Here is a 26,823-nt window from a genome sequence, read left to right as displayed (position 1 = left end):
GGCCGCGCAGCGTGGGGGTGCGCCAAAGGGACACAAGACGGCCCGCGGGCCGTCTTTTTTTTCGCCCCGTGCGGTACAGGCCCGCCGGATGACGTCTTAAAATGGCGGTTTCAGGGCGCCGCGGCTCCCGTTTCATTCAGTGAGAGCGAAATGAGCACCAAAGTTTTTGTCGACGGCCAGGAAGGCACGACCGGCCTCAAGATCTTCGAATACCTGTCGGCACGCAGCGACATCGAGATCCTGCGCATCGAGGAAGCGAAGCGCAAGGACGTCGACGAGCGCCGTCGCCTGATCAACGCGTCCGACGTCACGTTCCTGTGCCTGCCGGACGTCGCGTCGCGCGAATCCGCGTCGCTCGTCGAGAATCCGAACACCACGCTGATCGACGCGAGCACCGCGTTCCGCACCCATGCCGACTGGGCCTACGGCCTGCCCGAGCTGACCCGCGCGCAGCGCGAGAAGATTCGTACGTCGAAGCGCATCGCGGTGCCCGGCTGCCACGCCTCGGCGTTCGTGCTCGCGATGCGGCCGCTCGTCGATGCGGGCATCGTCGCGCCGACGTTCGCCGCGCACAGCTACTCGATCACCGGCTACAGCGGCGGCGGCAAGTCAATGATCGCCGAGTACGAAAGCGCCGCGCCGGGCGGCAAGCTCGCGAGCCCGCGCCCGTATGCGCTCGGCCTCGCGCACAAGCACCTGCCCGAAATGGCCGCGCACACCGGCCTCGCGAACGCACCGATCTTCACGCCGATCGTCGGCCCGTTCCTGAAAGGCCTCGCGGTGACGACCTACTTCACGCCCGGGCAGCTCGCAAAGCGCGCGACGCCGCAGGACGTGCAGCGCGTGTTCGCCGAGTACTACGCGGACGAAGCGTTCGTGCGCGTCGCACCGTTCGACGCGGATGCGAACCTCGACAGCGGCTTCTTCGACGTGCAGGCGAACAACGACACGAACCGCGTCGACCTGTTCGTATTCGGCAACGCGGAGCGCTTCGTCACGGTCGCGCGCCTCGACAACCTCGGCAAGGGCGCGTCGGGCGCCGCGATCCAGTGCATGAACCTCAACATCGGCGCGGCCGAGGACGCCGGTCTCAAACGCTGATTCAGCATCGCATGCCATGCAAAGCCGGCCACTGGCCGGCTTTTTATTTACCCGTATCAGGCAATATATAAAAACACCGGATCGCGCATTTACAAATATTTACAAGCTTTCCATTGCGCGATTACCAGTGAATTAATCCAGCCCGTTCTTTATCCAGTCAATCCCGAATAGGGATAAACCGGATACCGTCGATTTAAACGCTGCCGTTATACGCAGGAAGGCGCGGCGCGAGCGTGCCAGGCGTCGCGCAGCCCCCACTCCGGCAGCTTTCGACGGCCCACCGCGCGTTTTAATTCTTACCAACCGCCTTATCGGACAAGGATTCAAATCACCGATCCCGTTTCAATCGCCTTTTTTAGACGGGTTCATCAATTGACAGCAAAAATCCAGGCAGCGACATTAGCTCGCACAATTAAACGATTGGAGACAGCGGCATGTCGCACGCCTTATCGAAGGGGGTGGCAACGGCCTTTGCCATTGCCCCTTTCCTGGTTGCATGTGGTGGGGGGGACTCTGGCGGCGCGCTCGCGCCGATCGATGCGCCCCAATGTTCCGGCTCGAGCTGCGGCACGCAAGGGCCGCCGCCTTCGCAGCCGATCAACGGCGCGCTGTGCCCGGCCAACGCGGATATCGTGAAGAGCACGTATCTCGGCGGCGCGGGCAGCGGCGAGATCGTCAGCGTCAACATCGACGCGGTCGCGATGACGTACACGCTCAAGTGGCTCGAATCGCCGATTCCGCTGAAGACGGGCACCGTCACGCCGAGCCGCGCCGGCACGACGATCACCGGCAAGGTCGTCCATCCGCCGACCGGCACGCTGCCGACCGCCGAGCAGACGCGCTGCGCGTTCGTCCTCACGCCGGGCACCGGCACCGCGCCGGACGGTTCGACCTATTCGACGGCCGCCGACTTCAACCAGGCGAACCCGCCGATGCTGCTGGTCGGCATGGGTGTGGCGGGCGGTGGCATTCCCGGCGCGACGGTTCAGTACGACGGGCTGACGATCAGCGTGATCGGCCTCCCCGTATTCCAGAACGTCGGCCAGGTGCCCAATCGCCACTTCGACTTCTACCCGTTCCTCGGCTTCGCGAACACGACGACCGACCTCACGAAGCTGCCGGGCACGTACAACGCGCTGCTCTATCACCTCGTGCCGTCGGGCAACTATGCAACGAAGGGCGTCAACTCCAGCGAGACGTTCGATGCGAACGGCGCGTGCACGTCGAGCGGTTCGGGCGGCTGCCAGACCACCGGCGATCCATGGAAGACGAGCGCGAACGGCGGCTACTTCGACAGCACCCAGGCACCGCAGATCCTGCCGCAAACGAAGCTGCCCCTGATCGGCGCGACCGGCAAGTCGGCCACCGCGCACATGGTGATCGGCCAGCTCAACGGCGCGACGGTGCCGGTGATCGTGCGCACCGGCTACGTGAACCTCGGCACGCCGCCGTTGCACACCGACGCAAAGGTCGACGACGAATCGGGCATCGCGGTGCTCGGCGCGGCGACGGCGATCACGTCGGGCGCGATCGACGGCGGCTACGCGGGCGCGGACTCGAACTTCAAGTACACGGCTGCGCTGATCCGCGGCAGCAACGCGTCGCTCATCAACCCGTCCACGCAGGCCGAGGAAGACGGCTTCACGCTCGACTACGGCCAGGCGACGCCGGGCCTGCTGAACGCGAAGACTACCCCGCCGAGCGGCGCGAGCTACCCGTCCGCATCGGGCGTGGTGATCGCGACGGGCGGCCTGTATGCGGCGCTGATCCAGGGCACGGTGAACGGCGGCGTCACGCCGACGTCGGCGAATTCGACGACGTCGTCGACCCCGTACTTCGGCGTGGGCGCGCAGATCAGCAAGTAGCGATCGAGGACGCGGCGGCCGGCCCGCCGCCGCGCATTGCAGGGAAGGCACGAAGGCGCTCGGCACGGCGCAAGCAGGACGAGCACGACCAACAGAAGCGGCCGACAGGGAGCTGGCCGCCGCACAAAGACAAATCTGGAGGAGCAACATGAAGCGCAACCTCATTCTGGCGGCGGCCCTTGCCGCCCCCCTTCTTTCGGCTTGCGGCGGCGGCGGCGACAATCCGCCCCCGCTCGTCGAAGACCGGCTTTGCCCGGCCACGCTCGACTACAACACCGTGTTCACGGGCGGCGCGGGCAGCGGCGAACTCGCGAAGGTGCAGCTCGACACGACCAAGATGACCTGGCAGGTCACCTATGTCGAATCGCCGGTGCCGCAAAAGACCGGCACCGTCGTGCCGACCCGCGCGGGCACCGTCGACAGCGGCACGCTCACGCAGGAAACGCTGCTGCCGACCAACAAGCTGAACCAGTGCGCGTTCCGCCTGAACGGCGCGAGCCTCGACGCGTCGCGTCCGGCGCGCATCTTCGTCGGCTTCGGCGTCGCGGGCGGCACGATTCCCGGCAAGGAGATCCAGTTCGACGGCGTGCTCGGCCAGGCGGCGGTGCCCGACACGAAATTCCCGTACTACCCGTTCATCGGCTTCTCGTCGATCGAAACCGACATCACGAAGGTCGCGGGCACGTACAGCCACATCGGCTTCGGCGAAGTGCCGTCGCAGAAATTCGCGCCGGCGTCGATCGACGCGAAGGTGACGATCAACGCGGACGGCACGTGGACCAAGTGCGACACGACGGGCCAGTTCGCGGGCGGCGCGTGCGTGCAGCAAGGCACGAACTTCGTGCAGTCGGCCGACGGCAGCGGCGCGTTCCAGTCGAACAACTACCGGAGCCAGCTGAAGCCGACGCTGTCGGCCACGCCGCAGGGCAAGGGCTTCATGATCGTCGGCAAGCTGCGCAACCAGCTCGTGCCGATCCTCGTGCGCACGGGTGTCGCGAACCCGAACCCGACACCGGACAGCAACGGCGTGCCGGGCCTGACCGCCGACGACGAATCGAGCATCTCGATCCTCGCGCCGCAGACGGCGGTGGCGGCCGGTTCGCAGAACGGCGAGTACATCGGCGTCGACAGCCAGTTCGACTACCGGACCACCGCGCTGATCGACAAGCAGGCCACGCTGCTCGATCCGTTCCAGCCGTCGCAGGCGTCGCTCGCGACCGCGCTCGATCTCGACTACACGCAGAAGGTGCCGGGCACGGTCACGACGATCCACACGGGTTCGGGCAGCACGTCGCCGACCGGCAAGTTCATCTTCACGGGTGGCGTGTTCGGTTTCCTCGACAACGCGGGATCGACGCCGTATTTCACGATCGGCGCATTCGTCCAGTAAGCGGAGGGAAAAGCCGTGATGAAGAAAACCCTTCTCTGCGCGGCGGCCGGCGCCGCCGCCGTGGCGCCGCTCGCGGCGCACGCGCAGAGCGCCGGCAGCAACGTCGTCACGCTGGGCTGGTTCCACATCATGCCGCAGCAGAGCAGCACGCCGATGACGACCAACGTCGCGCCGACGCCGATCAACACGCCGCTGCGGCTGCCGCCGTCGTTCACGTCGCCGGGCACCGGGCTGCACACGAGCGGCGCGGACACCGTCGGCCTGACGGTCAGCCACTTCCTGACCGACCACATCGCGGTCACGTCGGTGGCCGGCGTGCCGCCGGTGTTCAAGGTGTCGGGCCAGGGCACGATCAAGCCGCCCGGCCCGGCCGGCGCGCTCGGCACGCAGAACATCGGGCTGGGCTCGGTCAACCCGATCGTGAAGAGCGTGCGGCAGTGGAGCCCCGCGGTGATCCTGCAGTACTACTTCGGGCAGGCCACCGCGAAGTTCCGGCCGTTCCTCGGCCTCGGCGTGTCGTACAACTGGTTCAGCGACCTGCAGCTCAACACGAACTTCATCAAGCAGACGCAGGACAACCTCGGCGCGATTCTCGCGGCGGGCGCGGGCAAACCGGGCACGACCTCGGTGGAAGCGAAGGCGTCGTCGTCCTGGCAGCCGGTGTTCAACGCGGGCCTGCAGTACAACATGACGGAACACTTCGGGCTGGTGGCGTCGGTCACCTACATCCCGCTGAAGACGACGTCGACGGTGACGATCAAGGCGGCCGACGGCTCGGTACTCGCCGAGTCGAAATCGGACCTGAAGGCGGACCCGATCATCAGCTACGTCGGGATGACGTACAAGTTCTGAGCGCGGCGACAGCCGGCAACGGAAGCGCCGCGACAAAATCGCACGCAAAAAAAAGCCCGCCTAAGTGGCGGGCTGAATCCATATCAGAGGAGACATGGAGGAGACAGTTCCAATCATATCGAATCGGTTTCCGCAATGCAACATTTCCGTAGAGAAAATAAGGATTTTCCCTCGAATGCGGCCTCTAGTCCGCCGTAACGGCACCTGACCCCGTTCCGTTCTCCCGCTCGAGCACCTCGCCCAGCGCGTCGCGCAGCAGCGCGACCGGCCGCATCAGCCGGCCCGGTAACGCGCCGTGCACGATCCATACGTTGATTCGCGTTTCCAGCCCCGCCGTTTCCACGATCCGCAGCGCATCGCGATGCGCACTGCGCGCCAGCGCGTTCGGCGGCGCGATGCCGATGCCGGCGCCGCGCGCGACGAGCGACAACTGCAGCTCCGAGCCGAAGGCCTCGACCGCGACGTCGAACGGCAGCCCGGCCGCGCCGAGCGCGCGGCTCAGCGCCGAGCGCATTCCGCAGCCGTCCTGGCTCAGCACCCACGGAAAACCCGACAGCGTGTCGAGCGACAGCGGGCCGTCCGGCAGCGGGAAATCGCGCGCGGCGACGAGCACCGTCGGCTGCGTGGCGAGCAGCGTCGCGGTCAGCGCGTCGGGCAGCGTCGCGCTCGCCGGCACCATCGCGGTGGCGACGTCGAGCGCGCCGCGCTCGATGCCCTGCACCAGCGCAGGCGACCAGCCGGCCGTCACGCGCAGCGTGAGGCGCGGGAATGCATCGCGCAGCCGGTCGATCGGCCGCTCCAGCGCGAGCTCGGACAGGAACGGCGGCACGCCGATGCGCAGCTCGCCCGACGGCTCGCTGTCCGGCGCGCCCGCCGCCATCAACTCGTCGACCGCGCCGAGCACGTTGCGCGCGAGCGCGTAGACGTCGCGCCCGGCCGCAGTCGGCTTCAGCGGCTTGCTCTGCCGTTCGAGCAGCGGCACGCCGAGCAGCGTTTCAAGGTTCTGCACGCGCCGCGTCAGGCCCGGCTGCGTCAGGTGGAGCTTCGCGGCCGCGGCGACCATCGACCCGCTGTCGACAACCGCGACGAACGCCTGGAGATCACGCGTATTCAAAACAAACTCGCATAATCATGTTAGACATATTTCAATTGTCGCATAAACATCGGGCCCCTACGATGGGAGTTCCTTCGATCTTCCTCCCAGGCTTCCGATGAACTGCCCTGCCCACCGTTGCCCCGCCCCCGTTTCCCCGTCCGTCGCCGCGCCGCCCGCGCTGAGCATCGGCATGACGCTGTTCTTCGCCGCGACGGTCGGCGTGATCGTGATGGACCTGTTCGCCGCGCAACCGCTGACCGGCCCGATCAGCGCGGACCTGCACCTGCCGCCCGGTCTCGCCGGCCTCGTCGCGATGCTGCCGCAACTCGGCTACGCGGCCGGACTCGCGTTGCTCGTGCCGCTGGTCGACCTGCTCGAGAACCGCCGGCTGATCGTCGCGACGCTCGCCGTCTGCGCGGCGGCGCTCGCGCTGCCCGCGTTCACGCAGTCGGGCACCGTGTTCCTGCTCGCGACGCTCGTGGCCGGCGCCGCGTCGAGCGTGATCCAGATGCTGGTGCCGATGGCCGCGTCGATGGCGCCCGAAGCCCAGCGCGGCCGCGCGGTCGGCAACGTGATGAGCGGGCTGATGCTCGGGATCCTGCTGTCGCGGCCGCTCGCGAGCCTGATCGCCGGGTCGGCCGGCTGGCGCGCGTTCTATCTGCTGGCCGCGCTCGCGAACGCGGCGATCGCCGTCGTGCTCGCGCTGCGCCTGCCGGCGCGCACGCCGTCGATCACGGCCGGCTACCGCGCGTTGCTCGCGTCGATGGGGCGCCTGCTCGCCGACGAGCCGGTGCTGCGCCGGCATGCGCTGTCGGCCGCGCTCGCGATGGCCGCGTTCAGCGCGTTCTGGACCGCCGTCGGGCTGCGGCTCGCGCAGCCGCCGTTCGCGCTCGACCTGCACGGCATTGCGCTGTTCGCGTTCGCCGGCGCGAGCGGCGCGATCGTCACGCCGCTCGCCGGCCGCGCGGGCGACCGCGGCCACGGCCCGGCCGCGCAGCGGCTCGCGCACGGCACGATGCTCGCGGCGCTCGTCGTGCTCGGCGTCGCCGGCGCCGGCTGGTTCGGCTTCGATGCGCATGCGCATCGCGGCGTCGCGCTCGCGCTGCTGGCCGGCGGCGCGGCGCTGCTCGATGCGGGCGTCATCGTCGACCAGACGATCGGCCGCCGCGAGATCAACCTGCTGAACCCGGCCGCGCGCGGACGCCTGAACGGGCTATTCGTCGGGCTGTTCTTCTGCGGCGGCGCGCTGGGTGCGGCGCTCGCGGGCAGTGCATGGGCATGGGGCGGCTGGAGCGCGGTATGCGGTGTCGGGTTCGCGTTCGCCGGCGCGACGGCCGTGTTCGGGCTGGTGGCTGGACGCGGGGCCGGCGCGGCGGCGCTGGATCGGCCGCGTGCGTGAGCAGGCAACGCGGTGAAGCGGCTTCCAAAAGCCGAACGCCCCGCCCTCTTGCAAGGGACGGGGCGTTCGGTACGCCGGAGCCGGCCGGGAATCAGTGACGGACCAGCGCCATCATCGCGCCGAAGCCGACGAACAGCCCGCCCGTCAGCCGGTTGAACACCTTCGCGACGCTCTGGCTCTTCAACGTGGCGCCGATGCGCGTGCCGAACGACGCGTAGACGAGATACCAGCTCACCTCGATCACCGCGAACGTGACGACGAGGATGCCGAACTGCGGCAGCGTCGGCTCGGCCGCGTTGATGAACTGCGGCAGCAGCGCGGCCGCGAACAGGATCGCCTTCGGGTTGCTGCCCGCGACCAGGAAGCCATTGCGGAACAGCACCGCGCGCGACGCCGACGCCCCGTGCGACACGGCATCGACGTCGGCCGCCGGCGTGTCGTCCACGCGGGCGCGCCATGCCTTCACGCCGAGATAGATCAGGTAGGCCGCGCCCGCGAAGCGCAACCCATTGAACATCGCCGGCCATGCCTCGAGCACCGCGCCGAGGCCCGCCGCGGATACCGCGAGCATCAGCACCAGCGCGCTCAGGCAGCCGGCCATCGTCGCGGACGAGCGCCGCAGCCCGTGCCGCGCGCCGTGCGTCATCACGAGCAGCATGTTCGGGCCCGGAATCGCCGACACGACGAACACCGTCGCCACGAAAAGCCACCACGTATGCAAGTTCATGACTGCCTCTGCCTGAAAGAATGGAGGAAAACCGAACGGTCGATTATGCCGTGCGCACCGCGTTCCTGTCGCGGGTCAGCGGCCGGCGCGGCGCAGCGCGGCCTCGCCGAGCACCGCGAAATCCTGGTCGCCGCCGCCGTGCGCGAGCGCGTCGAGCAGGCTGTCGCGCACGACGCTCGCCACCGGCAGCGGCACCGACGTCGCGTCGCCCGCCTCCAGCGCGAGCCGGACGTCCTTCAGCCCGAGGCGCGCCTTGAAGCGCGCGGGCTCGTAGCGCCGCTCGGCGATCATCGCGCCGTAGCCTTCGTAGACAGGCCCCGGAAACACGCTGCTGGTGATCACGTCGAGGAAATCGCGCATCGCGACGCCGTGCGCGCCGAGCAGCGCGGACGCCTCGCCGAGCGTCTCGATCGCCGACGCGAGCGTGAAGTTCGCGGCGATCTTCGCGACGTTCGCGTGCTGCGGCAGCGAGCCGAAGCGCCAGGTCTTCTGGCCGATCGCGTCGAACAGCGGCTGCACGCGGTCGATCGCCTCGGCCGGGCCGCCGGCCATGATGGTCAGGCGCGCGGCGGCCGCGACGTCGGGCCGGCCCATCACCGGCGCGGCGACATAGTCGATGCCGCGCGACGCATGCGCGTGCGCGAGCGATTCGGCGAGCGCGACCGACACGGTCGCCATGTTCACGTGGATCAGCCCACGGGGCGCCTGGGCCAGCAGCGCATCGTCGAACACCGCGCGCGCGGCCGCATCGTCGCCGAGCATCGAGAACACGGCGTCGCCGCGAAACGCGTCGGCCGGCGTGTCGACGATCTGCGCGCCGAATGCCGCGAGCGGCTCGGCCCGCTCGCGCGACCGGTTCCAGACCCGCACCGTGTGACCCGCCTTCAGCAGGTTCGTCGCGATCGCCTGCCCCATTTCGCCCAGCCCGATAAACCCGAGATCCATGTCCTGCTCCTTCGCTCCGTGAAGCCGCGAGTTAAACACAGATGCCGGTGGTCTGCAGCGCCTGCCGCCGGCCGGGCGCGGTGCGATACTGCACGGATGGCGACCGCGACCTTCCGCTTTCACGGCGAACTGAACGCCTTTCTCGCGCGCCCGCAGCGCGACCGGGCGTTCGCGCACGCATGCGCCCGCGACGCGACGGTCAAGCATGCGATCGAGGCGCTCGGCGTCCCGCACACCGAAATCGGCCGGCTGTACGTGAACGACGCGCCGGCCGCACTCGACCGGCCGCTCGACGACGGCGACCGTGTCGAAGTCCTGCCCGAACGCGCCGGGCCGGCGGCCCACGGTGCAACGGGGCCGCCACCGGCGGCATGGCGCTTCGTCGCCGACGCGCATCTCGGCGGCCTCGCGCAACTGCTGCGCCTCGCCGGGTTCGACACCTGCTACGACAACCACTACCGCGACGACGAACTCGCGGCGCTCGCCGAGCGGGAGAACCGGATCGTGCTGACGCGCGACCGCGAGCTGCTCAAGCGGCGTGCGGTCGTGCGCGGCTGCTACCTGCATGCGCAGCGGCCGGCCGACCAGTTGCACGAGCTGTTCGAGCGGCTCGATCTCGCGCCGCACATGCGACCGTTCCGGCTGTGCCTGCGCTGCAACGCGCCGCTGCATCCGCTCGATGCAGCCGCCGCCGCACCGCGCGTGCCGGCCGGCGTCCGGCTGCGGCACCGGCGCTTCGCCGCGTGCGACGTGTGCCGGCGCGTGTTCTGGGAAGGCTCGCACTGGCGGCGCATGCGCGCGGTGGTCGACGCGATGCGCGCGCCGCCGCCCGTCCGGGCCGACGAACCGGGTGAATCCGGTGCCTGAAAAAACAAAACCCCGCATGCCGAAGCATGCGGGGCTGGCCGACCGATGGCCGGCAACGCCGGCCGTGGCGGCAGAACCGCTTAGTTCTGCGTGCCTGCGTCGTTCGTGCCAGCGGCCGATGCGGCTGCAGCCTTCGCCTGGCCCTTCTTCGAACCGTGGTGCTTCAGCTGGTGCTTCGGCTTGCTGTGATCCTTCTTGGCCGGTGCCGGAGCGGCGGCCGACGTGTCGGCTGCCGGCGCGGACGCCTGTGCGAATGCCGAAACCGATGCGAGAGCGAATGCTGCGGCGATGATCGAAGCGAGCGTCTTCTTCATTGTTCTTCCTTTAGCGGAGAAAAAATCAAACGTACCGGTAATTAAAGATGCGAGGCATTCGCATCGGAGCCCCAGGCCGCATGGCCGGCTTGCGCCGTGCCGTCGCGACAAAACCTGACGCACTGGTTCCATAACGCACCGCCTTCGCGGCAAGTTGACACGTTGCTTGCGTCCTCGGGTTTCCCCGGGGGCGGGCTTGTCGGCCGGCGCCGGCCGGCCCGACGGGCCGCCGCCGCACGGCGCCGCAAACCGGCTCGCGCGGCGCCGGAGCGACGCTTATACTGGCGTCCATCCGTCCCTTTCCCGGAAACCGGATCGCGGCCGGTCACACGACCCCCGCCGTCTCGAGGCGCTCAAATTGCCCGACCACAATCTGGACAAACTGAAAATCGACCGGCGTCCGATCGCCCCGGTGCCACGCCGGCGCCGCTGGGCGCGCTATGCGGTCGCCGCCGCGCTGATCGTCGTCGCGATCGTCGCCGGCCTCGCCCTCACCGGCCGGCCGACCGTCGACACCACCTCCGTCACGTCCGCCTACCCGTACCAGAACGACACGCAACTCAATGCGACCGGTTACGTCGTGCCGCAGCGCAAGGCCGCGGTCGCGTCGAAGGGCCAGGGCCGCGTCGAATGGCTCGGCGTGCTCGAAGGCACGCGCGTGAAGAAGGACGAGATCATCGCGCGGCTCGAAAGCAACGACGTGCAAGCGTCGCTTGCGCAGGCGCGCGCGCAGGTGCAGGTGTCCCGCGCGAACTTCGGCGTCGCGCAGGCCGAACTGAAGGACGCCGAGATCGCATTGCGCCGCACGTCCGCGCTCGCGCCGAAGGGCGCGGTGCCGGCCGCGCAGCTCGACACCGACACGGCCCGCGTGAACAAGGCGCGCGCGACGCTCGCCAGCGACCAGGCCGCGATCGTGTCGGCCGAAGCGAACGCGCAGGCCGCGCAGGTCGCGGTCGACCAGACGGTGATCCGCGCGCCGTTCGACGGCATCGTGCTCGCGAAGCATGCGAACGTCGGCGACAACATCACGCCGTTCTCGTCCGCGTCGGACAGCAAGGGCGCGGTCGTGACGATCGCCGACATGGACACGCTCGAGGTCGAGGCCGACGTCGCCGAATCGAACATCGCGAAAATCCGCGCCGAGCAGCCGTGCGAGATCCAGCTCGACGCGCTGCCGGACATGCGCTTCGCGGGCCGCGTGTCGCGCATCGTGCCGACCGTCGACCGCTCGAAGGCCACCGTGCTCGTGAAGGTGCGCTTCGTCGACCGCGACGAGCGCGTGCTGCCCGACATGAGCGCGAAGATCGCATTCCTGTCGAAACCCGCGACGCCGCAGGACCGGCAGCCGGTGACGGCCGTGCAGGCGAGCGCGGTGGTCGAGCGCGACGGCCGGCCGGTCGTGTTCGTCGTGAAGGACGACAGCGTGCACGCAGTGGCCGTGACGCGCGGCATGCGGATCGGCGAGCTGGTCGCGGTGCGCGGCGTGAAACCGGGCGACACGGTCGTGCTCGCGCCGGACGCGAAGCTGAAGGACGGCGCGAAAGTGACCGTCGCGAAGAAGTAGCGCGCGTGAACGACGCCCCGCCGCCCCTCGTCGAGCTCAGCCACGTCGCGAAGTCGTACCGGCGCGGCAACCAGATCGTGCCGGTGCTGACCGACATCACGCTCGACATCGGCGAAGGCGATTTCGTCGCGCTGATGGGGCCGTCGGGCTCCGGAAAGAGCACGCTGCTGAACCTCGTGGCCGGCATCGACCGGCCGGACAGCGGCGAGCTGCGCGTCGGCGGCCTCGACATCTCGCAACTCGCCGAGGCGCAACTGGCCGAATGGCGCGCGGCGAACGTCGGCTTCATCTTTCAGTTCTACAACCTGATGCCCGTGCTCACCGCGTTCGAGAACGTCGAGCTGCCGCTGATGCTCACACACCTGTCGCGCCGCGAGCGGCGCGAACGCGTCGAGCTGGTGCTCGACATGGTGAATCTCGGCGATCGCACGAGCCATTACCCGTCCGAGCTGTCGGGCGGCCAGCAGCAGCGCGTCGCGATCGCGCGCGCGCTGATCACGGATCCGGTGCTGATCGTCGCCGACGAGCCGACCGGCGACCTCGACCGCGCGTCGGCCACCGACGTGCTCGCGATGCTGCAGCGGATGAACGCCGAACTCGGCAAGACGATCATCATGGTGACGCACGACGCGCATGCGGCCGGCGCCGCGCGCTCGCTCGTCCATCTGGAAAAAGGGGAGCTGATCGATGGGCACGCCGGCTGACCGGCGGCGGGAGCGCGCGCGATGTACGTGCTGAAGCTGATCGCGCGCAACGCGTTGCGGCACCGGCTGCGCACGCTCTTGACCGTGCTCGGGCTCACGATCGCAGTGCTCGCGTTCGGGCTGCTGCACACCGTCGTCGACGCGTGGTACGCGGGCGCGGCGGCCGCGTCCAGCGGGCGGCTCGTCACGCGCAACGCGATCTCGCTGGTGTTTCCGCTGCCGGTCAGCTACGAGAACCGCATCCGCGGCGTCGACGGCGTGACGGCCGTGGTCCGCTCGAACTGGTTCGGCGGCATCTATCGCGACCCGAAGAACTTCTTCGCGAGCTTCGCGGTGTCGGAGAACTATCTCGACCTGTACCCGGAATTCATCCTGCCGGCGCAGCAGCGCGCCGACTACAACCGCGACCGCCGCGGCTGCCTCGTCGGCCGCCAGCTCGCGACGCAGTTCGGCTTCAAGGTCGGCGACGTGATTCCGCTGAAGGGCACGATCTATCCGGGCACGTGGGATTTCGTCGTGCGCGGCATTCTCGACGGCCGCGACGATTCGACGATCACGCGCCAGCTGGTGTTCCACTGGGATTACCTGAACGAGACGGTGCGCAAGCGCACGCCGAAGCAGGCCGACCAGGTCGGCGTGTTCGTGCTCGGCGTCGCGAACCCCGACGACGGCGCGTCGATCGCGCGCAACGTCGACGCGGTGTTCAAGAACTCGCTCGCCGAAACGTTGACCGAGACCGAGCAGGCGTTCCAGCTCGGCTTCGTCGCGATGTCGAACCAGATCATCGCGGCGATCCGCCTGGTGTCGTACGTGGTGATCCTGATCATCATGGCCGTGATGGCCAACGCGATGGCGATGAGCGCCCGCGAGCGCACGGCCGAATACGCGACGCTGAAGGCGCTCGGCTTCGGCCCCGGGTTCCTCGCGTTGATCGTGTTCGGCGAATCGGTCGTGATCGCGGTGGCCGGCGGCGGGCTCGGCATCCTCGCGACGCCGCCCGCCGCGAGCCTGTTCAAGCAGGCGGCCGGCGGCATCTTCCCGGTGTTCAAGGTGTCGACCGAGACGATCGCGCTGCAGGCCGCGTGCTCGGTCGCGGTCGGCCTCGCGGCCGCGCTCGTGCCGGCGTGGCAGGCCGCGCGCGTGCGCGTCGTCGAAGGCCTGCGGGCGATCGGCTAGAGGCGCGCATGGCGATCCCGCTCACCTACATCGCGCGCAACCTGTGGACCCGGCGCCTCACCACCGCGCTCACCGCGGGCGGGATGGCGCTCGTGATCTTCGTGTTCGCGACGGTGCAGATGCTCGATGCGGGACTCACGAAAACGCTCGTGTCGACCGGCGAACCGGACAACGCGGTGGTGATCCGCAAGGGCGCCGAGACCGAGATCCAGAGTTCGATCGACCATCAGCAAGCCAACGCGCTCGAGATGCACCCGGCCGTCGCGCTCGGCCCCGACGGCCGGCCGCTCGTGTCGAAGGAAGCCGTTGTGCTGATCTCGCTCGTGAAGACGTCGACCGGCAAGCCGTCGAACGTCGTGATCCGCGGCGTATCGCCGGCCGGCCTCGCGCTGCGTCCGCACGTGAAGCTCGTGGCCGGCCGCCCGTTCGCGCCCGGCTCGTCGGAAATCGTCGTCGGCAGCGCGATCGCGAAAGGCTTCAGCGGCACGCGGCTCGGCGACCGCCTGCATTTCGCGCAGCGCGACTGGACCATCGTCGGCATCTTCGATGCGGGCGGCAGCGGCTTCGATTCGGAGATCTGGGGCGACGTCGACCAGCTGATGCAGTCGTTCCGGCGCACCAGCTATTCGTCGATGGTGCTGCGCATCCCGAGCGCGGACGGCTTCGCGCGCTTCAAGGCCGACATCGACGTCGACCCGCGGCTGACCGACGAGGCGAAGCGCGAGCAGACCTTCTACGGCGACCAGTCGAAGGCGCTGTCGACCTTCATCAACATCCTCGGCATCACGCTGTCGACGATCTTCTCGATCGCCGCGATGATCGGCGCGATGATCACGATGTATGCGTCGGTCGCGAACCGCGTGGCCGAGATCGGCACGCTGCGCGCGCTCGGCTTCAAGCGCACCAGCGTGCTCGCCGCGTTCCTGCTGGAGGCGCTGCTGCTCGGCTTCGTCGGCGGCGTCGCGGGGCTCGCGTGCGCGTCGCTGATGCAGTTCGCGTCGTTCTCGACGACCAACTTCCAGACCTTCTCGGATCTGTCGTTCCGCTTCGTGCTGACGCCCGCGATCGTCGTGAAGACGCTCGTGTTCTCGCTCGTGATGGGGCTCGTCGGCGGGTTCCTGCCGGCGATGCGCGCCGCACGCTTGAAGATCGTCGACGCGCTGCGCGCGCAGTGACGCGCGCCGCCGCTCACGCTCGACGTTCGCGCGGCACCCACGCGCCGTGGAACCCGGCCGGCACGCGACGCGGCAGGTGCACGGTCGCGACCGGCCCCGCGTCGATCGCGCGCGCATCGAGGATCACGACATCGCTCGTATCCGTCGCCGCGCGGTAGACCATCACCAGCAGCCAGCCGTCGTCCTCGTCGGCGCCGCCCGGGCGCGGCACGAACACCGGCTCGCCGTTCTGGTCGCCGGCCGGCACCGCGTAGTGCGTCGTCGTGCCGCGCGCGTGGTCGAAGCGCATCACGCCGCGCATTTCCGCGTTGTTCGGCTGCTCGACCGCATACAGATAGCGGTAGCGGCGCCCCGTGCGGCTTTCGTTGATGCGCGGCAGCTCGATGCCGCCGTCGGCGAGCGGCCCTTCGTCGATCAGCCCGTTCGCGGTATCGATCACGTAGCGCCACAGCTCGCCGACCGGGTTGTCGGCGAAGCGGCCCGTGCGCGCGTCGAGCCGCAGGAACGACGGATAGCGCACCGCGTCGAGCACGATGCACGACGCGTCGCAGTCGTACGCGTTCACGACGTGCTGGATGAAGCACGGCTCGACGCCGAACCAGCGCACGTCGCCGCCGTGGCGCGGCAGCACGCCGATGCGCGCGGGCCGGTCGTCGTGCCAGCGCAGCGGCATCCGGTGGCCCCGCTGCAGCAGCGAGAAGTCGTAGCCGACGTTCAGGTCGAGCAGCAGGCTGCGGGTTTCGGTGATCGCGAGGTCGTGCATCATCGACGGCGCGCCCAGTTCGATCTCGAGATTGACGCGCGGCACGCCCTGCGCATCCACGACGCCGTAGCGCAGCCACGGAGCGCGCCAGTCCGCGCGGAACAGGATCAGCTCGCCGGTTACCGGGTCGACCTTCGGATGCGCGGTCATCGCGCCGTCGATGCCCGCGTGCCGCGTCGCCGCGCCGAACGAATCGAGCGCGGCAGTGATCGCGAGCGGCGCGCCGCCCTCGGCCAGCGCGAGCAGTTCGCCCGCATGCTGCAGCACGTTCACGTTCGGATTGGTGTCGGGCAGCTGCGGCGCCTGCCCGGGCGCGTGGACGGCCGCCCAGCGCCGCGTGCGCGCCCAGCGGTTCCGGTAGCCGGCCGCGCGGCCGTCGTCGAACGCGATCGCATGCAGCATCGCGGCCTCCGGCCACCACGACAGCATGTCGTTGCCATCGAAGCGGCCGCCCGGCGGGTTCGGACCGTTGCGCAGCAACGTGCCGTCGAGTTCGCGCGGAATGGCGCCCGTCACGCGCAGCTCGACGACGTCCACTTCGTCGGCGACCGGCGCGAGCGCGCCGCGGTTCAGGTCGAATACGGTCATCGCGTCGGCGCTCCGTCAGCAGTCTTCGGCGGCGGGCGGCAGATCGCCGCGCGCCAGCGCGAGCGCATGGTCGCGCACGTCGTCCGGCCAACCGGCGATCAGCTCGGCCAGCCGCGCCGCATCGTTCGCATACAGCGCCCGCGCGGCTTCCTCGAAACCGGGCAGGTCGCCCGCCATCGCCGACATGAAGTGATACGCGCGCGCCTGCGCGTCGCGCTGCCGGTCGGCCGCCGCGTGCGTGCGCCGCGCGTCCTCGACGAGCTTGCGCAGCGCGACCGACGCGCCGCCCGGCTGTGCGCCGAGCCATTCCCAATGACGCGGCAGCAGCGTGACCTCGCGCGACACCACACCGAGCTTCGGCCGGCCGCGGCCGCGCTGTTCGGCAGCGCCAGCGCCTGCCGGTTCGCCAGCGCCGCTGGACGCGTCGGCCGCCGGTGCCGCATAGCGCGCGCGGATGTCGTCCGCCGTGCCGCGCAGGTCGAGGTCGATCGAGCGGCCCGTCGCGTCGTCGAAGATCAGGATCGTGCCGGGCATCGCGTCGCCGGCCGCCTGCCGGACGGCAAGCGCGACCGTCGCGAGCGGACCCGACGCGAGCCGCCGGTGGCCGTCGAAGGCCGTGTACGAAGGAAGGAGTGTGGAAGAGGTCATCGTGGTCGCCCGCAGGCTGGAATCGGAGTGACGCTATTTTTATCCGGGTATTAATTGGATGTCAATATTATCCGGGTAAAAAAATATCACCTCGGGATTCCACCCTGCCGGGCCGCGCGCGTGGCCGGTGCCGCCTGTCAGGCTGCCCGCGCCGGCACCACGATGCCGCGCGCGCTGGCCAGCGCGTCGTCGAGCGACACATGTCCTTCGAACGCCGACGACGCCGGCGGCGGCAGGTTTTCCTCGATCGCGTGCGCGAACTGCACGCCGGCATCGTCGGCGAGCCGCGCGCGCAGCGCGGCGACGCGCGGGAACGCATCAGGCTCGAACACCGCGTGATAGTCGGCCCAGCGCGCGATCCCGGTGAAGTACGCATCGGCCAGCGTGCGCCGCGCGCCCAGCAGCCACGGGCCTTCGCCGCGCTCGAGCAGCGCTTCGAGCTGACGGTGCGCCTTCAGCACCTTGCCGCGACCGTACGCCTGCAGCGCCGCTTTCTCGGCGCCTTCGGTGTCGTGTTCGTACACGTACCAGAGCGCGCCGAACGCGTTGAAGAACGTCGTGTTCAGCCACGCCAGCATCCGGTTCAGCCGGTCGAACGCCGCGCTGCCCTGGCGAAACGCGAGGCCGCTGTCGAGCGCCTGCGCGCCGATATGGCCGAGGATCGCGATGCTTTCGGTCAGCACGTCGCCGTTCGCGGTGACGAACGCCGGCGTTTCGGCGACCGGGTTCAGCGCGAGGAACGCGTCGCTCGTCACGGCGCCCGGCATCGTGATGCGCGACAGCCGGTACGGGCGGCCGGTCCATTCGAGCGCGACGATGGAGCCGAACGAGCAGCCGGCGGGAATACCGTAGAGAAGGATCGGAGACATCGGGACATTCCGTGAAAGTTGAACGAGCCGTCATGCTCCCATGGCGAACGATGGCGCAGTAGCCGCTAAAATCGAAACCCTTCGTTTCTTCATGTGGACGCGGGAAGTGAATCTGAACGATCTCTACCTGTTCGTGCAGGCGGTGGATGCCGGCAGCATGTCGGCGGCCGCGCGCCGGCTCGACCTGCCGAAATCGACGGTCAGCAAGCGCGTGGCCGAGCTCGAGCGCACGCTCGGTGCGCGGCTCGTGCATCGCACGTCGCGCAGCTTCCGGCTCACGCCGGTCGGCGCCGAATTCTTCGAGCATGCGCGCGCGGCCGTGATCGAGGCCGACAGCGCGCGCGACGCGGTGCTGCGGCAGGCCGCCGAGCCGGCCGGCGTCGTGCGGATCACGAGCTCGGTGCCGGTCGCGCAGCACATCCTCGCGCCGTGCCTGCCGGCGCTGGCGATCGCGCACCCGAAGCTGCTGCTGCAGATTCATGCGAGCGACCGACTCGTCGACATCGCGCAGGAAGGCTTCGACATCGCGGTGCGCAGCCATTTCGCGCCGCTGCCCGATTCCGCGCTCGTGCAACGGCCGCTCGCGGCGTCCCCGATCGTCGTCGTGGCCGCGCCGGCCTATCTCGCGCGGGCCGGCACGCCCGACACGCCGGCCGATCTCGCGCAGCACGACGGGCTCCACCCGGGCCCGCAGCCGTGGCGGCTGCAGTGCGGCGGCAACGCCGTCGACGTGACGCCGCGCCTGCGGCTGCAGGCCGATGAATCGACGCTGCTGCTGCAGGCGGCGACGGCCGGCCTCGGCCTCGCGTGCCTGCCCGACTGGATCGCCGGCGCCGCGCTCGCGTCCGGTACGCTCGTGCGCGTGCTGCCCGGCTGGTGCGCCGGCACCGTCACGACGACGCTGCTGATGCCGCACCGGCGCGGCCAGCTGCCCGGCGTGCGCGCCGCCGTCGAGTTTCTCGCGCAGCACGTGGCGCGCCACCACGGCAGCGGCCCGGACGACGCGCGCGTGACCGCATGCGTCCATTCGATCGATTCAAATGCTGAATCGATCAAGTCAGCAATTGGCATGAAAGCGCAAATTTCGACATGACAGAATGGCCCGGACGCCCCGCCTGCCTCGGCGTCCGGTGCCCGGTCTCCCGCCGGCGGCATCGATACACACAACGCGCGCACCGACGCGCGTGCCGCACGACGGCACCTTCCGCCCTTCGGAGGAGACGAGTCATGAATCCGCTTCACGCGCTGCCGGCGTCCGCGTCGGCAACGGCCCGGCGCACCCGCGTGCGCTGGCTCGTGCTGGCCGTCCTGTTCGCGGTCACGACGATCAACTACGCGGATCGTGCGGCCATCGCGATCGCGGGCCCGGCGCTGGCCCGTTCGATGCACCTGACGCATGTGCAGATGGGTTTCATCTTCTCCGCGTTCGGCTGGTCGTACGTGGTCGCGCAACTGCCGGGCGGCTGGCTGCTCGACCGCTTCGGATCGCGCATCGTCTACGCATTCAGCATCTTCTTCTGGTCGCTGTTCACGCTGCTGCAGGGCGGGATCGGCTTCTTCGGCGGTGCGGCCGCGTTCGCGCTGCTGTTCGGGCTGCGCTTCCTGGTCGGCGCGGCCGAGGCGCCGTCGTTCCCGGCCAACAGCCGGATCGTGTCGACCTGGTTCCCCGCGCCCGAGCGCGGCACCGCGTCGGCGATCTTCAACGCCGCGCAGTACGCGGCGACCGTCGTGTTCGCGCCGCTGATGGGCTGGCTCGTGCACGCGTTCGGCTGGCAGTCGGTGTTCGCGGTGATGGGCGTGCTCGGCTTCGCGCTCGTGCTGGTGTGGAACCGCACGATGTACGACCCGAAGGATCATCCGGGCATCAATCGCGCGGAACTCGACTATCTCACGGAAGGCGGCGCGCTCGTCAACATCGACCAGGCGATCGGCGGACGCAACGGCGGCCCGTCGCTGCATCACGTGAAGGCGCTGCTGAGAAACCGGATGCTGGTCGGCGTGTACGTCGCGCAGTACTGCATCAACGCCCTCACCTACTTCTTCATCACGTGGTTTCCCGTCTATCTGGTGCAGGCGCGCGGGATGTCGATCCTCAACGCGGGGCTCGTCGCGTCGATCCCGGCCGTGTGCGGGTTCCTCGGCGGGATTCTGGGCGGCGTCGTGTCCGATGCGCTGCTCAGGCAGGGCCGGTCGCTGTCGGTCGCGCGCAAGGTGCCGATCGTGATCGGCATGCTGCTGTCGATGTCGATGATCGTCTGCAACTACACCGATTCGCACGTGCTCGTCGTGGTGTTCATGGCGCTGTCGTTCTTCGGCAAGGGGCTCGGCGCGCTCGGCTGGGCCGTCAACGCCGACACCGCGCCGCGCCAGATCGCCGGCCTGAGCGGCGCGCTGCTCAACACCTGCGGCAACCTTTCCAGCATCACGACGCCGATCGCGATCGGCTATATCGTCGACCGCAGCGGCTCGTTCAACGGCGCGCTCGTCTATGTCGTCGCGCACGCGCTCGTCGCCGTGATCTGCTACCTGTTCGTCGTCGGCGAGATCCGCCGCGTCGAGCTTCAATGAACGGCGCGGGCCGCGCCGGCGCGTCCGGCGGCCCGCACGCCACCGGAACCAGGAGCGAACCGATGTCCGAATCCAGCCGTGCCGGCACCCCGCGCGTCACGCGCATGCAGGTGATTCCCGTCGCCGGCCGCGACAGCATGCTGCTCAACCTGTGCGGCGCGCATGCGCCGTACTTCACGCGCAACCTCGTGATCCTCGACGACAGCAGCGGGCATACGGGCGTCGGTGAAGTACCGGGCGGCGAAGGCATCCGCCACGCGCTCGAACGCATGACGGATCTCGTCGTCGGCCAGTCGATCGGGCGCTACCAGGCGACGCTCAACGCGGTGCGCGCGGCGCTGTCCGGCGCAGGCGCCGGTGCCGGCCGCACGATCCGCCACGAGGTGACGTCGGCCGGCGAGGCGGCGGTGCTGCGCCAGCCGCACGAGATCAACCTGCGGCTCGACAACGTGATCACCGCGATCGAAGCCGCGTTGCTCGACCTGCTCGGCCAGCACCTCGACGTGCCGGTCGCGGCACTGCTCGGCGAAGGTCAGCAGCGGGACGCGGTGCCGATGCTCGCGTATTTGTTCTACATCGGCGACCGGCGCCGCACCGATCTGCCGTATCGCGACGAGGCGCAGGCGTCGGACCCGTGGTTCCGGCTGCGCAACGAGGCGGCGCTCACGCCGGCCGCGATCGCGCGGCAGGCCGAAGCCGCGGTCGAGCGCTACGGTTTCGCCGATTTCAAGCTGAAGGGCGGCGTGATGGCCGGCGCCGACGAGATGGAAGCGATCGCGGCGATCAAGACGCGCTTTCCCGACGCGCGCACGACGCTCGACCCGAACGGCGCGTGGTCGCTCGACGAGGCCGTCGCGCTGTGCCGCGGGAAAGGCCACCTGCTCGCGTACGCGGAAGATCCGTGCGGGCCGGAAGGCGGCTATTCGGGCCGCGAGGTGATGGCCGAATTCCGCCGCGCGACGGGGATCCCGACCGCGACCAACATGATCGCGACCGACTGGCGACAGATGGATCACGCGGTGCGGCTGCAGGCGGTCGACATCCCGCTCGCCGATCCGCATTTCTGGACGATGCAGGGCTCGGTGCGGCTCGCGCAGCTGTGCCGCGACTGGGGACTCACGTGGGGTTCGCACTCGAACAACCACTTCGACGTGTCGCTCGCGATGTTCACACATGCGGCGGCGGCCGCGCCCGGCACGATCACCGCGATCGATACGCACTGGATCTGGCAGGAAGGCGATGCGCGGCTCACGCGCGAACCGCTCGCGATCGTCGGCGGCAAGGTGGCCGTGCCGGAACGACCGGGGCTCGGCATCGAGCTGGACATCGCGCAGGTCGAGGCCGCGCATGCGCTGTACAACGCGGTGGGTGGTACGGCGCGCGATGATGCGGTCGCGATGCGGTATCTGGTGCCGGGGTGGACGTATGACCCGAAGCGGCCGAGTTTGGGGCGGGTCTAGGGCGGAGTGGCTGGACGGTCTAGAACAGGCCGCGGTCGCCACGGTAAAACAAAAGGCCCGATCTCGCGATCGGGCCTTTCGAATTCCGTTGGTGGAGCGGAGGAGGATCGAACTCCCGACCTTCGCATTGCGAACGCGACGCTCTCCCAGCTGAGCTACCGCCCCAACAGTCAATCATCATACACACGCATTTCCGCGCTTGGCAATAGGGGTTACGTCACCCCCAACGCGTTACTTTGACGGCGCGCCAGCCAGCACCCATTCGACCACCGACCGGACGTCGGCGTCGCTCATGCGCGGATGCGCGGGCATCGGAATTGCGCCCCACACACCGGAGCCGCCGTCCTTCACCTTCTTCGACAGCTTCGCGACGGCCTGCGGATCGGACTTGTAACGCGCGGCGATATCCTTGAACGACGGGCCGACGAGCTTGCGGTCCACCGCATGGCAGCCCATGCACGCGTTGCTGCGCGCAACCTTCAGGCCGTCGCCGACGTCCGCATGCGCGGCGCCCAGCGTGCCGGCCACGAGCGCCGCGGCCGCAGCGCCCTGCACCATCCGGCGTTTCATCGATTTGATCTGCATGCCCGTCATTGCGCCTTCGCCTTCGGATTGCCCGGATGCACGCTCGACGAATTCGAGATCGGCGCGGGCGGCTGCAGCGGCGTGGACTGCACCGACGCGTCGGGCACCGCGCCGACCGTCGCGTTGTCCGCCGGTGCGGCAGCCGCCTGCGCGCCGGAGGCGCCGCTCGCGGGCGACGCGTCCTGCAGCGCCTGCGCGTCCTGCGGCTTCACGTACTGGAACACCTTCACGACCTTCTCGACGCCCGGCACCTGGCTCGCGGCTTCCGCGCCGCGATTGCCTTCATCCACCGTCACGAGGCCCATCAGGTAAAGATTGCCGCGTTCGCTGACGACCTTGTAGTAGTTCGCCGAGATGCCCTTCGTCGCAATCAGCTCCGACTTCACGCGGCCTTCGAGGTACGAGTCGTTCGCGCGCGACGACAGCGACGACGCCGGCTCGACCGACAGCTCGTTGACGATGCCGTTCACGTTGTTGATGCCGCGCACGATTTCCTCGGCGCGCTGCTTCGACGCATCGTTCGGCACTTCGCCCGTCAGCAGCACGCGGCGGTTGAACACCGTCACGTTCACGTGCGACTGGTCCGGCAGCCCGTTGTTGATCTGCGTGAGCGACTTGACCTGGATCTCGCGATCCTCCGTCTGGGCGCCGAGCGTGCGGCGATCGGTCGCGATCAGCGCGCCGCCGCCGGCCGCGGCCCCCACGACCCCGAGCACACAGCCCTGCAGCGACACGGCGAGGCCCGCCGTCAGCGCGGCGAGCAGCGTGGTTCTGACGAGCGTCTGTTTGACGCGGCTTTGATTCATCGACGGCTCTCCTTCGTTCAATCCTCACCCAGCAGCATCGCGTCGATGCCGTCGCACAGGCTGTGGATGGTCAGCAGATGGACTTCGTGGATGCGCGCCGCGCGAACGGCGGGCACGCTGATCGGAATATCGGTGTCGGACAGCGCGGCCGCGACCGTGTGGTCGTTGCCGCCCGTCAATGCGACGACGGTCATCTCGCGCTCGTGCGCCTCGTCGATCGCCGCGAGCACGCGCGGCGATGCGCCGCCCGCATCGAGCACCAGCAGGATGTCGCCCGTCTGGCCCAGCACGCGCACCTGCTGCGCAAACAACTGCTCGGCGGCGGCCGCGCCGGCGAGGCCGGCCTGCGACGCGTCGGTGGCCAGCGCGATCGCGGGCAGGCCCGGACGCTCGCGCTCGAAACCGCCGACGAGCGACGCGGCGAGGTACTGCGCGGCGGCGGCCGACGGGCCGTCACCGCACGCGACGATCTTGTTGCCGTTCGCCAGCGCGGCGAACATCGCATCGACCGCGGCTGCGATCGGCAGCGACAGCGCGTCGGCCGCTTCGGCATGAAGCGCGGCGCTGTCGCGGAATTGTTGCTGAATACGTTCGACTGACATCGATTCCTGGTGAACTGGGCGCGTGGCACCACTCGCGCGACATCGTGGGTGCGGCGAGTTTACCGTACTCCGGCGCCCTCTCCGGGGGTCCGGCAAGAACTCTTTACATCTCGTCACAGCTCGCCGCTACGCGTCGTCGGTACGAAATGCGTCGCGCAGCCACGCAAGCCGGCCGGCCTCGAACGCGACGACGTCGAAACGGCACGCGGCACCGGCGCCGTGCCGCGACCAGAACTGCAACGCGGCCGCGACCAGACGCCGCCGCTTGCGCCAGCCGACGCTCGCGGCCGCGCCGCCATGCCGGGTGCTGCGCCGCGCGCGCACCTCGACGAACACGAGCATGCCGTCGGGCTCGCGCATCACGAGATCGAGCTCGCCGCCGCGCATCGTCACGTTCGCGGCGACGAACCCCAGACCGTGACGCTCGAGAAACTGCCGCGCGCGCTGCTCGAACGCGGCGCCGACCGGTTTGGATCGCGCCGCGCCGGAAAAGTTGTCGCCCGAACGCGGCCGACCGCGCGCGCCCTCCGGCCGCGCCGGCGCCGCGTGGCACAATGCCGTCCTTGTTCCGCTCGTGCCGCGATTGCGTGCATTGCCTGCCATGACTGCCCTCCTCGAACTCGCGCATACGCAGCACTACCCGGACGCCACGCTCTACGTGGTCGCCACGCCGATCGGCAATACGGCCGACATCACGCTGCGCGCGCTGCACGTGCTCGGCCTCGCCGACCGCATCGCGGCCGAAGACACCCGCAACACGGGCCAGCTGCTCGCCCGCTACGGGATCTCGAAACCGCTCGTCGCCGTGCACGAGCACAACGAACGCGAAGCCGCGCAGCGCGTGATCGAGCTGCTGCGCGGCGGCGAACGCGTGGCCTATGTGTCGGACGCCGGCACGCCGGGCATCTCGGACCCCGGCGCGCGGCTCGTCGACGCCGTGCGCGCGGCCGGCTTCGCGGTGGTTCCGCTGCCTGGCGCGAGCGCGGCCGTGACCGCGCTCAGCGTGGCCGGCGACTGGGCCGGCGCGTTCACGTTCGCGGGCTTCCTGCCGCCGAAGGCGAAACAGCGCGCGAGCGCGCTGCAGGCGCTGGTGTCGCACCCGTACGCGCTGGTGTTCTACGAAGCGCCGCACCGGATCGCCGAAACCGTCGCCGCGCTCGCCGACGCGTTCGGCCCCGCGCGCCGGCTGCTGATCGCGCGCGAACTCACCAAGCTACACGAGCAGTTGTTCCAGGGCACCCTGGCCGAAGGACAGGGCTGGCTCGCCGGCGACGCGAACCGGCAGCGCGGCGAGTTCGTGCTGGTCGTCGAAGGTGCGCCGGCGGCAAGCGGCGAAGCCGACGACGCCGCGCACGACGCGCTGCTCAGGCTGCTGCTCGAAGAGGTGCCGGTGAAGAGCGCGGCAAAGCTCGCGGCCGCGTTGACGGGCGCATCGCGCAACGCGTTGTATGCGCGTGCGCTCGTGCTGAAGGAAGGCACGGAAGGCTGACGCGCACCGCCGCCGCGCGGAAACGACAAAGGGCTGCCGGAAGGCAGCCCTTTGTGCATGAGCGGACGATTGGCCGCGTTACTTCGCCGAGATCGACGCGAACATTTCGTCGCGGGCCTCGCGTGCTTCCTGCGGCGACAACCCTTCGATCTTCACGCGGCCCGTGCCGGCGTGCACGAGGCCGATCACCTTGGCCGCCGCGTACGACAGGTCGAGCACGCGACCGCGCTTGAACGGCCCGCGATCGTTGACCTTCACGACGACCCACTTGCCGGTCGATGCGTTGGTCACCTTGATGTACGACGACAGCGGCAGCGTGCGGTGCGCGGCGGTAAACGCGTTCATGTTGAAGCGTTCGCCGTTCGCGGTGCGGCGACCGTGGAAGTCCCGCCCGTACCACGATGCGCGACCGGTCTGGCGGAAATCGGATACATCCTTGCCGTCGATCGGCTCGGCGTCCGCCAGCGACGACTTCTTCGCGTCCTTGCTGTCGGCCGCCGGCATCGATGCCAGCGCGGAATCGAAACTGAGGGGCTGCTTGTCGTCGTCCGCCTTCGCGGCAGCGGCCGTCTTGTCGACCGCCTTCTTCTGGTTCACGCTGCCGGTGGTCTGGCTGGGTGGCACCGCACAGCCCGTCAGCGCAAAAAACAATGCAATGGTTCCGAATCGGCTCGGAAAACGTAAATTCATCGACGTGTCGCCTTCTGGTTCGGGCCGCATCGATACAACGCTGCTACACAACGCAGAGATGCGGCCCGGACGGCAAATGCGTGCACGCCCCGCTCGAAGGCGAGCAGGCGGCTAGCATGGGCGCGGCGTTCGTCTAGGCCGCAACCGTCCTGATTAGTTTTCACGTCTGGCGCAACCTGTCCCCAACAGCCTGACCAGACCCCACATGCCGCCATCGAACATGGCTTCACGTTCGCGCGCGTCGATACGACCAACGCACAGGAACGGCGGCACAGGCCTCATCCGGCGGCGCGGCAGCAGGGCCGCAGGCGGGCGCGCAGCACCCGGCCGGACAAGACGTGAGCACCGAATGCTCGGTGCTGGATACACCGCCGGACTCCCCGGCGGCCGATGCTTGACGGTGAATCGGACGCCTCATTTAACGGGGCCGAAACACCAGCGAATTGCGTGAAATTCACGCGCAATGGGGCGCATTATACATAAATCAAAACCTTGTCTCGAAAAGCACCCCCGACGCACCATTGATTCTCGCTATGGCTGTAACAATCGACATGCTCCGGGAATGCCCGCATCCGCGCGC

General features: G+C 69.2%; 26 protein-coding genes and 1 tRNA gene. 14 read left to right on the top strand and 13 right to left on the bottom strand.

From position 1 onward, the window contains the following. Positions 1-150: 150 nt before the first annotated feature. From argC to DFS13_RS30110, 4 genes are all read left to right on the top strand, one after another. Positions 151-1,101 carry an N-acetyl-gamma-glutamyl-phosphate reductase gene (gene argC, locus DFS13_RS30125; RefSeq protein WP_006497427.1) on the top strand — a complete coding sequence of 317 codons (951 nt, stop codon included), beginning with the start codon at positions 151-153 and terminating at the stop codon, positions 1,099-1,101. Positions 1,102-1,535: 434 nt separating this feature from the next. Then, positions 1,536-2,966 carry a DUF2957 domain-containing protein gene (locus DFS13_RS30120; protein ID WP_105866208.1) on the top strand — a complete coding sequence of 477 codons (1,431 nt, stop codon included), beginning with the start codon at positions 1,536-1,538 and terminating at the stop codon, positions 2,964-2,966. A 148-nt stretch (positions 2,967-3,114) separates the two neighbouring features. Continuing rightward, a complete protein-coding gene (locus DFS13_RS30115) occupies positions 3,115-4,356 on the top strand; it encodes a DUF2957 domain-containing protein (protein WP_105866209.1) in 1,242 nt (413 codons plus the stop codon). 18 nt (positions 4,357-4,374) lie between these two features. After that, complete coding sequence (locus DFS13_RS30110; RefSeq protein WP_006491960.1) at positions 4,375-5,208, top strand: OmpW family protein; 834 nt, start codon at positions 4,375-4,377, stop codon at positions 5,206-5,208. A gap of 184 nt (positions 5,209-5,392) precedes the next feature. Here the strand turns inward: DFS13_RS30110 and DFS13_RS30105 are convergent, their stop codons facing one another. After that, the gene (locus tag DFS13_RS30105; RefSeq protein ID WP_058902220.1) at positions 5,393-6,322 is read right to left on the bottom strand and encodes a LysR family transcriptional regulator; all 930 of its coding nucleotides are present in this window, start codon (positions 6,320-6,322) and stop codon (positions 5,393-5,395) included. Between the two features lie 97 nt (positions 6,323-6,419). Between DFS13_RS30105 and DFS13_RS30100 the strand changes: the two genes are divergently transcribed. Continuing rightward, positions 6,420-7,703, top strand: coding sequence for an MFS transporter (locus DFS13_RS30100; RefSeq protein ID WP_048986458.1), 1,284 nt, complete (start codon positions 6,420-6,422; stop codon positions 7,701-7,703). A gap of 91 nt (positions 7,704-7,794) precedes the next feature. Here DFS13_RS30100 and DFS13_RS30095 read toward each other — a convergent pair whose 3' ends face one another. Together DFS13_RS30095 and DFS13_RS30090 are read right to left on the bottom strand one after the other, a co-directional pair. Then, a complete protein-coding gene (locus tag DFS13_RS30095; protein ID WP_006489505.1) occupies positions 7,795-8,430 on the bottom strand; it encodes a LysE family translocator in 636 nt (211 codons plus the stop codon). Between the two features lie 75 nt (positions 8,431-8,505). Beyond that, positions 8,506-9,582, bottom strand: a complete 1,077-nt coding sequence (locus DFS13_RS30090; protein WP_256097636.1) for an NAD(P)-dependent oxidoreductase — start codon at positions 9,580-9,582, stop codon at positions 8,506-8,508. On the opposite strand from DFS13_RS30090, the gene DFS13_RS30085 reads away from it, so the two are divergent. Further along, positions 9,472-10,242, top strand: a complete 771-nt coding sequence (locus tag DFS13_RS30085; RefSeq protein ID WP_034201101.1) for a Mut7-C RNAse domain-containing protein — start codon at positions 9,472-9,474, stop codon at positions 10,240-10,242. The two genes, DFS13_RS30090 and DFS13_RS30085, sit on opposite strands and share 111 nt — an antisense overlap. An 80-nt stretch (positions 10,243-10,322) precedes the next feature. Here DFS13_RS30085 and DFS13_RS30080 read toward each other — a convergent pair whose 3' ends face one another. Beyond that, positions 10,323-10,556 (bottom strand): hypothetical protein, encoded by a 234-nt coding sequence (locus DFS13_RS30080; RefSeq protein WP_006494172.1) that lies wholly within the window; start codon positions 10,554-10,556, stop codon positions 10,323-10,325. A gap of 358 nt (positions 10,557-10,914) precedes the next feature. On the opposite strand from DFS13_RS30080, the gene DFS13_RS30075 reads away from it, so the two are divergent. The 4 genes from DFS13_RS30075 to DFS13_RS30060 are packed head-to-tail and all read left to right on the top strand — an operon-like array spanning position 10,915 to position 15,175. Beyond that, complete coding sequence (locus tag DFS13_RS30075) at positions 10,915-12,120, top strand: efflux RND transporter periplasmic adaptor subunit (RefSeq protein ID WP_006497434.1); 1,206 nt, start codon at positions 10,915-10,917, stop codon at positions 12,118-12,120. Between the two features lie 5 nt (positions 12,121-12,125). Further along, complete coding sequence (locus DFS13_RS30070) at positions 12,126-12,824, top strand: ABC transporter ATP-binding protein (RefSeq protein WP_006484506.1); 699 nt, start codon at positions 12,126-12,128, stop codon at positions 12,822-12,824. Between the two features lie 21 nt (positions 12,825-12,845). Then, a complete protein-coding gene (locus DFS13_RS30065) occupies positions 12,846-14,000 on the top strand; it encodes an ABC transporter permease (RefSeq protein WP_006497435.1) in 1,155 nt (384 codons plus the stop codon). An 8-nt stretch (positions 14,001-14,008) separates the two neighbouring features. After that, the gene (locus DFS13_RS30060; protein WP_069353189.1) at positions 14,009-15,175 is read left to right on the top strand and encodes an ABC transporter permease; all 1,167 of its coding nucleotides are present in this window, start codon (positions 14,009-14,011) and stop codon (positions 15,173-15,175) included. Positions 15,176-15,188: 13 nt separating this feature from the next. On the opposite strand, the gene DFS13_RS30055 is transcribed toward DFS13_RS30060, so the two are convergent. The 3 genes from DFS13_RS30055 to DFS13_RS30045 all read right to left on the bottom strand — a co-directional run bounded on the left by DFS13_RS30055 (position 15,189) and on the right by DFS13_RS30045 (position 18,043). Then, positions 15,189-16,526 carry a carotenoid oxygenase family protein gene (locus DFS13_RS30055; protein ID WP_111442473.1) on the bottom strand — a complete coding sequence of 446 codons (1,338 nt, stop codon included), beginning with the start codon at positions 16,524-16,526 and terminating at the stop codon, positions 15,189-15,191. A gap of 15 nt (positions 16,527-16,541) precedes the next feature. Further along, on the bottom strand, positions 16,542-17,174 hold the full coding sequence (locus DFS13_RS30050) for a DUF2239 family protein (RefSeq protein ID WP_006497438.1): 633 nt from the start codon (positions 17,172-17,174) through the stop codon (positions 16,542-16,544). 137 nt (positions 17,175-17,311) lie between these two features. Beyond that, a complete protein-coding gene (locus tag DFS13_RS30045) occupies positions 17,312-18,043 on the bottom strand; it encodes a glutathione S-transferase family protein (protein ID WP_006497439.1) in 732 nt (243 codons plus the stop codon). A 40-nt stretch (positions 18,044-18,083) separates the two neighbouring features. Here DFS13_RS30045 and DFS13_RS30040 point away from each other — a divergent pair, with 40 nt between their 5' ends. The 3 genes from DFS13_RS30040 to DFS13_RS30025 all read left to right on the top strand — a co-directional run bounded on the left by DFS13_RS30040 (position 18,084) and on the right by DFS13_RS30025 (position 22,071). Beyond that, positions 18,084-19,136 carry a LysR family transcriptional regulator gene (locus tag DFS13_RS30040; protein ID WP_241308681.1) on the top strand — a complete coding sequence of 351 codons (1,053 nt, stop codon included), beginning with the start codon at positions 18,084-18,086 and terminating at the stop codon, positions 19,134-19,136. Between the two features lie 134 nt (positions 19,137-19,270). Then, positions 19,271-20,611 carry an MFS transporter gene (locus DFS13_RS30030; protein WP_111442472.1) on the top strand — a complete coding sequence of 447 codons (1,341 nt, stop codon included), beginning with the start codon at positions 19,271-19,273 and terminating at the stop codon, positions 20,609-20,611. 62 nt (positions 20,612-20,673) lie between these two features. Then, a complete protein-coding gene (locus tag DFS13_RS30025) occupies positions 20,674-22,071 on the top strand; it encodes an enolase C-terminal domain-like protein (RefSeq protein ID WP_111442478.1) in 1,398 nt (465 codons plus the stop codon). An 89-nt stretch (positions 22,072-22,160) separates the two neighbouring features. Here DFS13_RS30025 and DFS13_RS30020 read toward each other — a convergent pair. The 5 genes from DFS13_RS30020 to DFS13_RS30000 all read right to left on the bottom strand — a co-directional run bounded on the left by DFS13_RS30020 (position 22,161) and on the right by DFS13_RS30000 (position 24,619). After that, positions 22,161-22,236: transfer RNA gene (locus tag DFS13_RS30020), tRNA-Ala, on the bottom strand. Between the two features lie 66 nt (positions 22,237-22,302). Next, a complete protein-coding gene (locus DFS13_RS30015; RefSeq protein ID WP_006497443.1) occupies positions 22,303-22,665 on the bottom strand; it encodes a c-type cytochrome in 363 nt (120 codons plus the stop codon). Next, on the bottom strand, positions 22,662-23,462 hold the full coding sequence (locus tag DFS13_RS30010) for a BON domain-containing protein (RefSeq protein WP_006483342.1): 801 nt from the start codon (positions 23,460-23,462) through the stop codon (positions 22,662-22,664). The genes DFS13_RS30015 and DFS13_RS30010 overlap by 4 nt, the downstream gene beginning before the upstream one ends. 17 nt (positions 23,463-23,479) lie before the next feature. Further along, positions 23,480-24,064, bottom strand: coding sequence for an SIS domain-containing protein (locus DFS13_RS30005; RefSeq protein ID WP_006497445.1), 585 nt, complete (start codon positions 24,062-24,064; stop codon positions 23,480-23,482). Between the two features lie 126 nt (positions 24,065-24,190). Next, on the bottom strand, positions 24,191-24,619 hold the full coding sequence (locus DFS13_RS30000) for a YraN family protein (protein WP_012492275.1): 429 nt from the start codon (positions 24,617-24,619) through the stop codon (positions 24,191-24,193). Positions 24,620-24,665: 46 nt separating this feature from the next. Here DFS13_RS30000 and rsmI point away from each other — a divergent pair, with 46 nt between their 5' ends. Beyond that, a complete protein-coding gene (gene rsmI, locus DFS13_RS29995; protein WP_006483673.1) occupies positions 24,666-25,553 on the top strand; it encodes a 16S rRNA (cytidine(1402)-2'-O)-methyltransferase in 888 nt (295 codons plus the stop codon). A 78-nt stretch (positions 25,554-25,631) separates the two neighbouring features. Here the strand turns inward: rsmI and DFS13_RS29990 are convergent, their stop codons facing one another. Then, positions 25,632-26,243, bottom strand: coding sequence for a septal ring lytic transglycosylase RlpA family protein (locus tag DFS13_RS29990; protein ID WP_006483675.1), 612 nt, complete (start codon positions 26,241-26,243; stop codon positions 25,632-25,634). Between the last annotated feature and the right edge of the window lie 580 nt (positions 26,244-26,823).

Origin of the sequence: Burkholderia sp. 28_3, from assembly GCF_003253915.1 — a bacterium.
Classification (GTDB): Bacteria; Pseudomonadota; Gammaproteobacteria; order Burkholderiales; family Burkholderiaceae; genus Burkholderia; species Burkholderia cenocepacia.
This window is presented reverse-complemented; position numbering and strand designations above follow the sequence as displayed.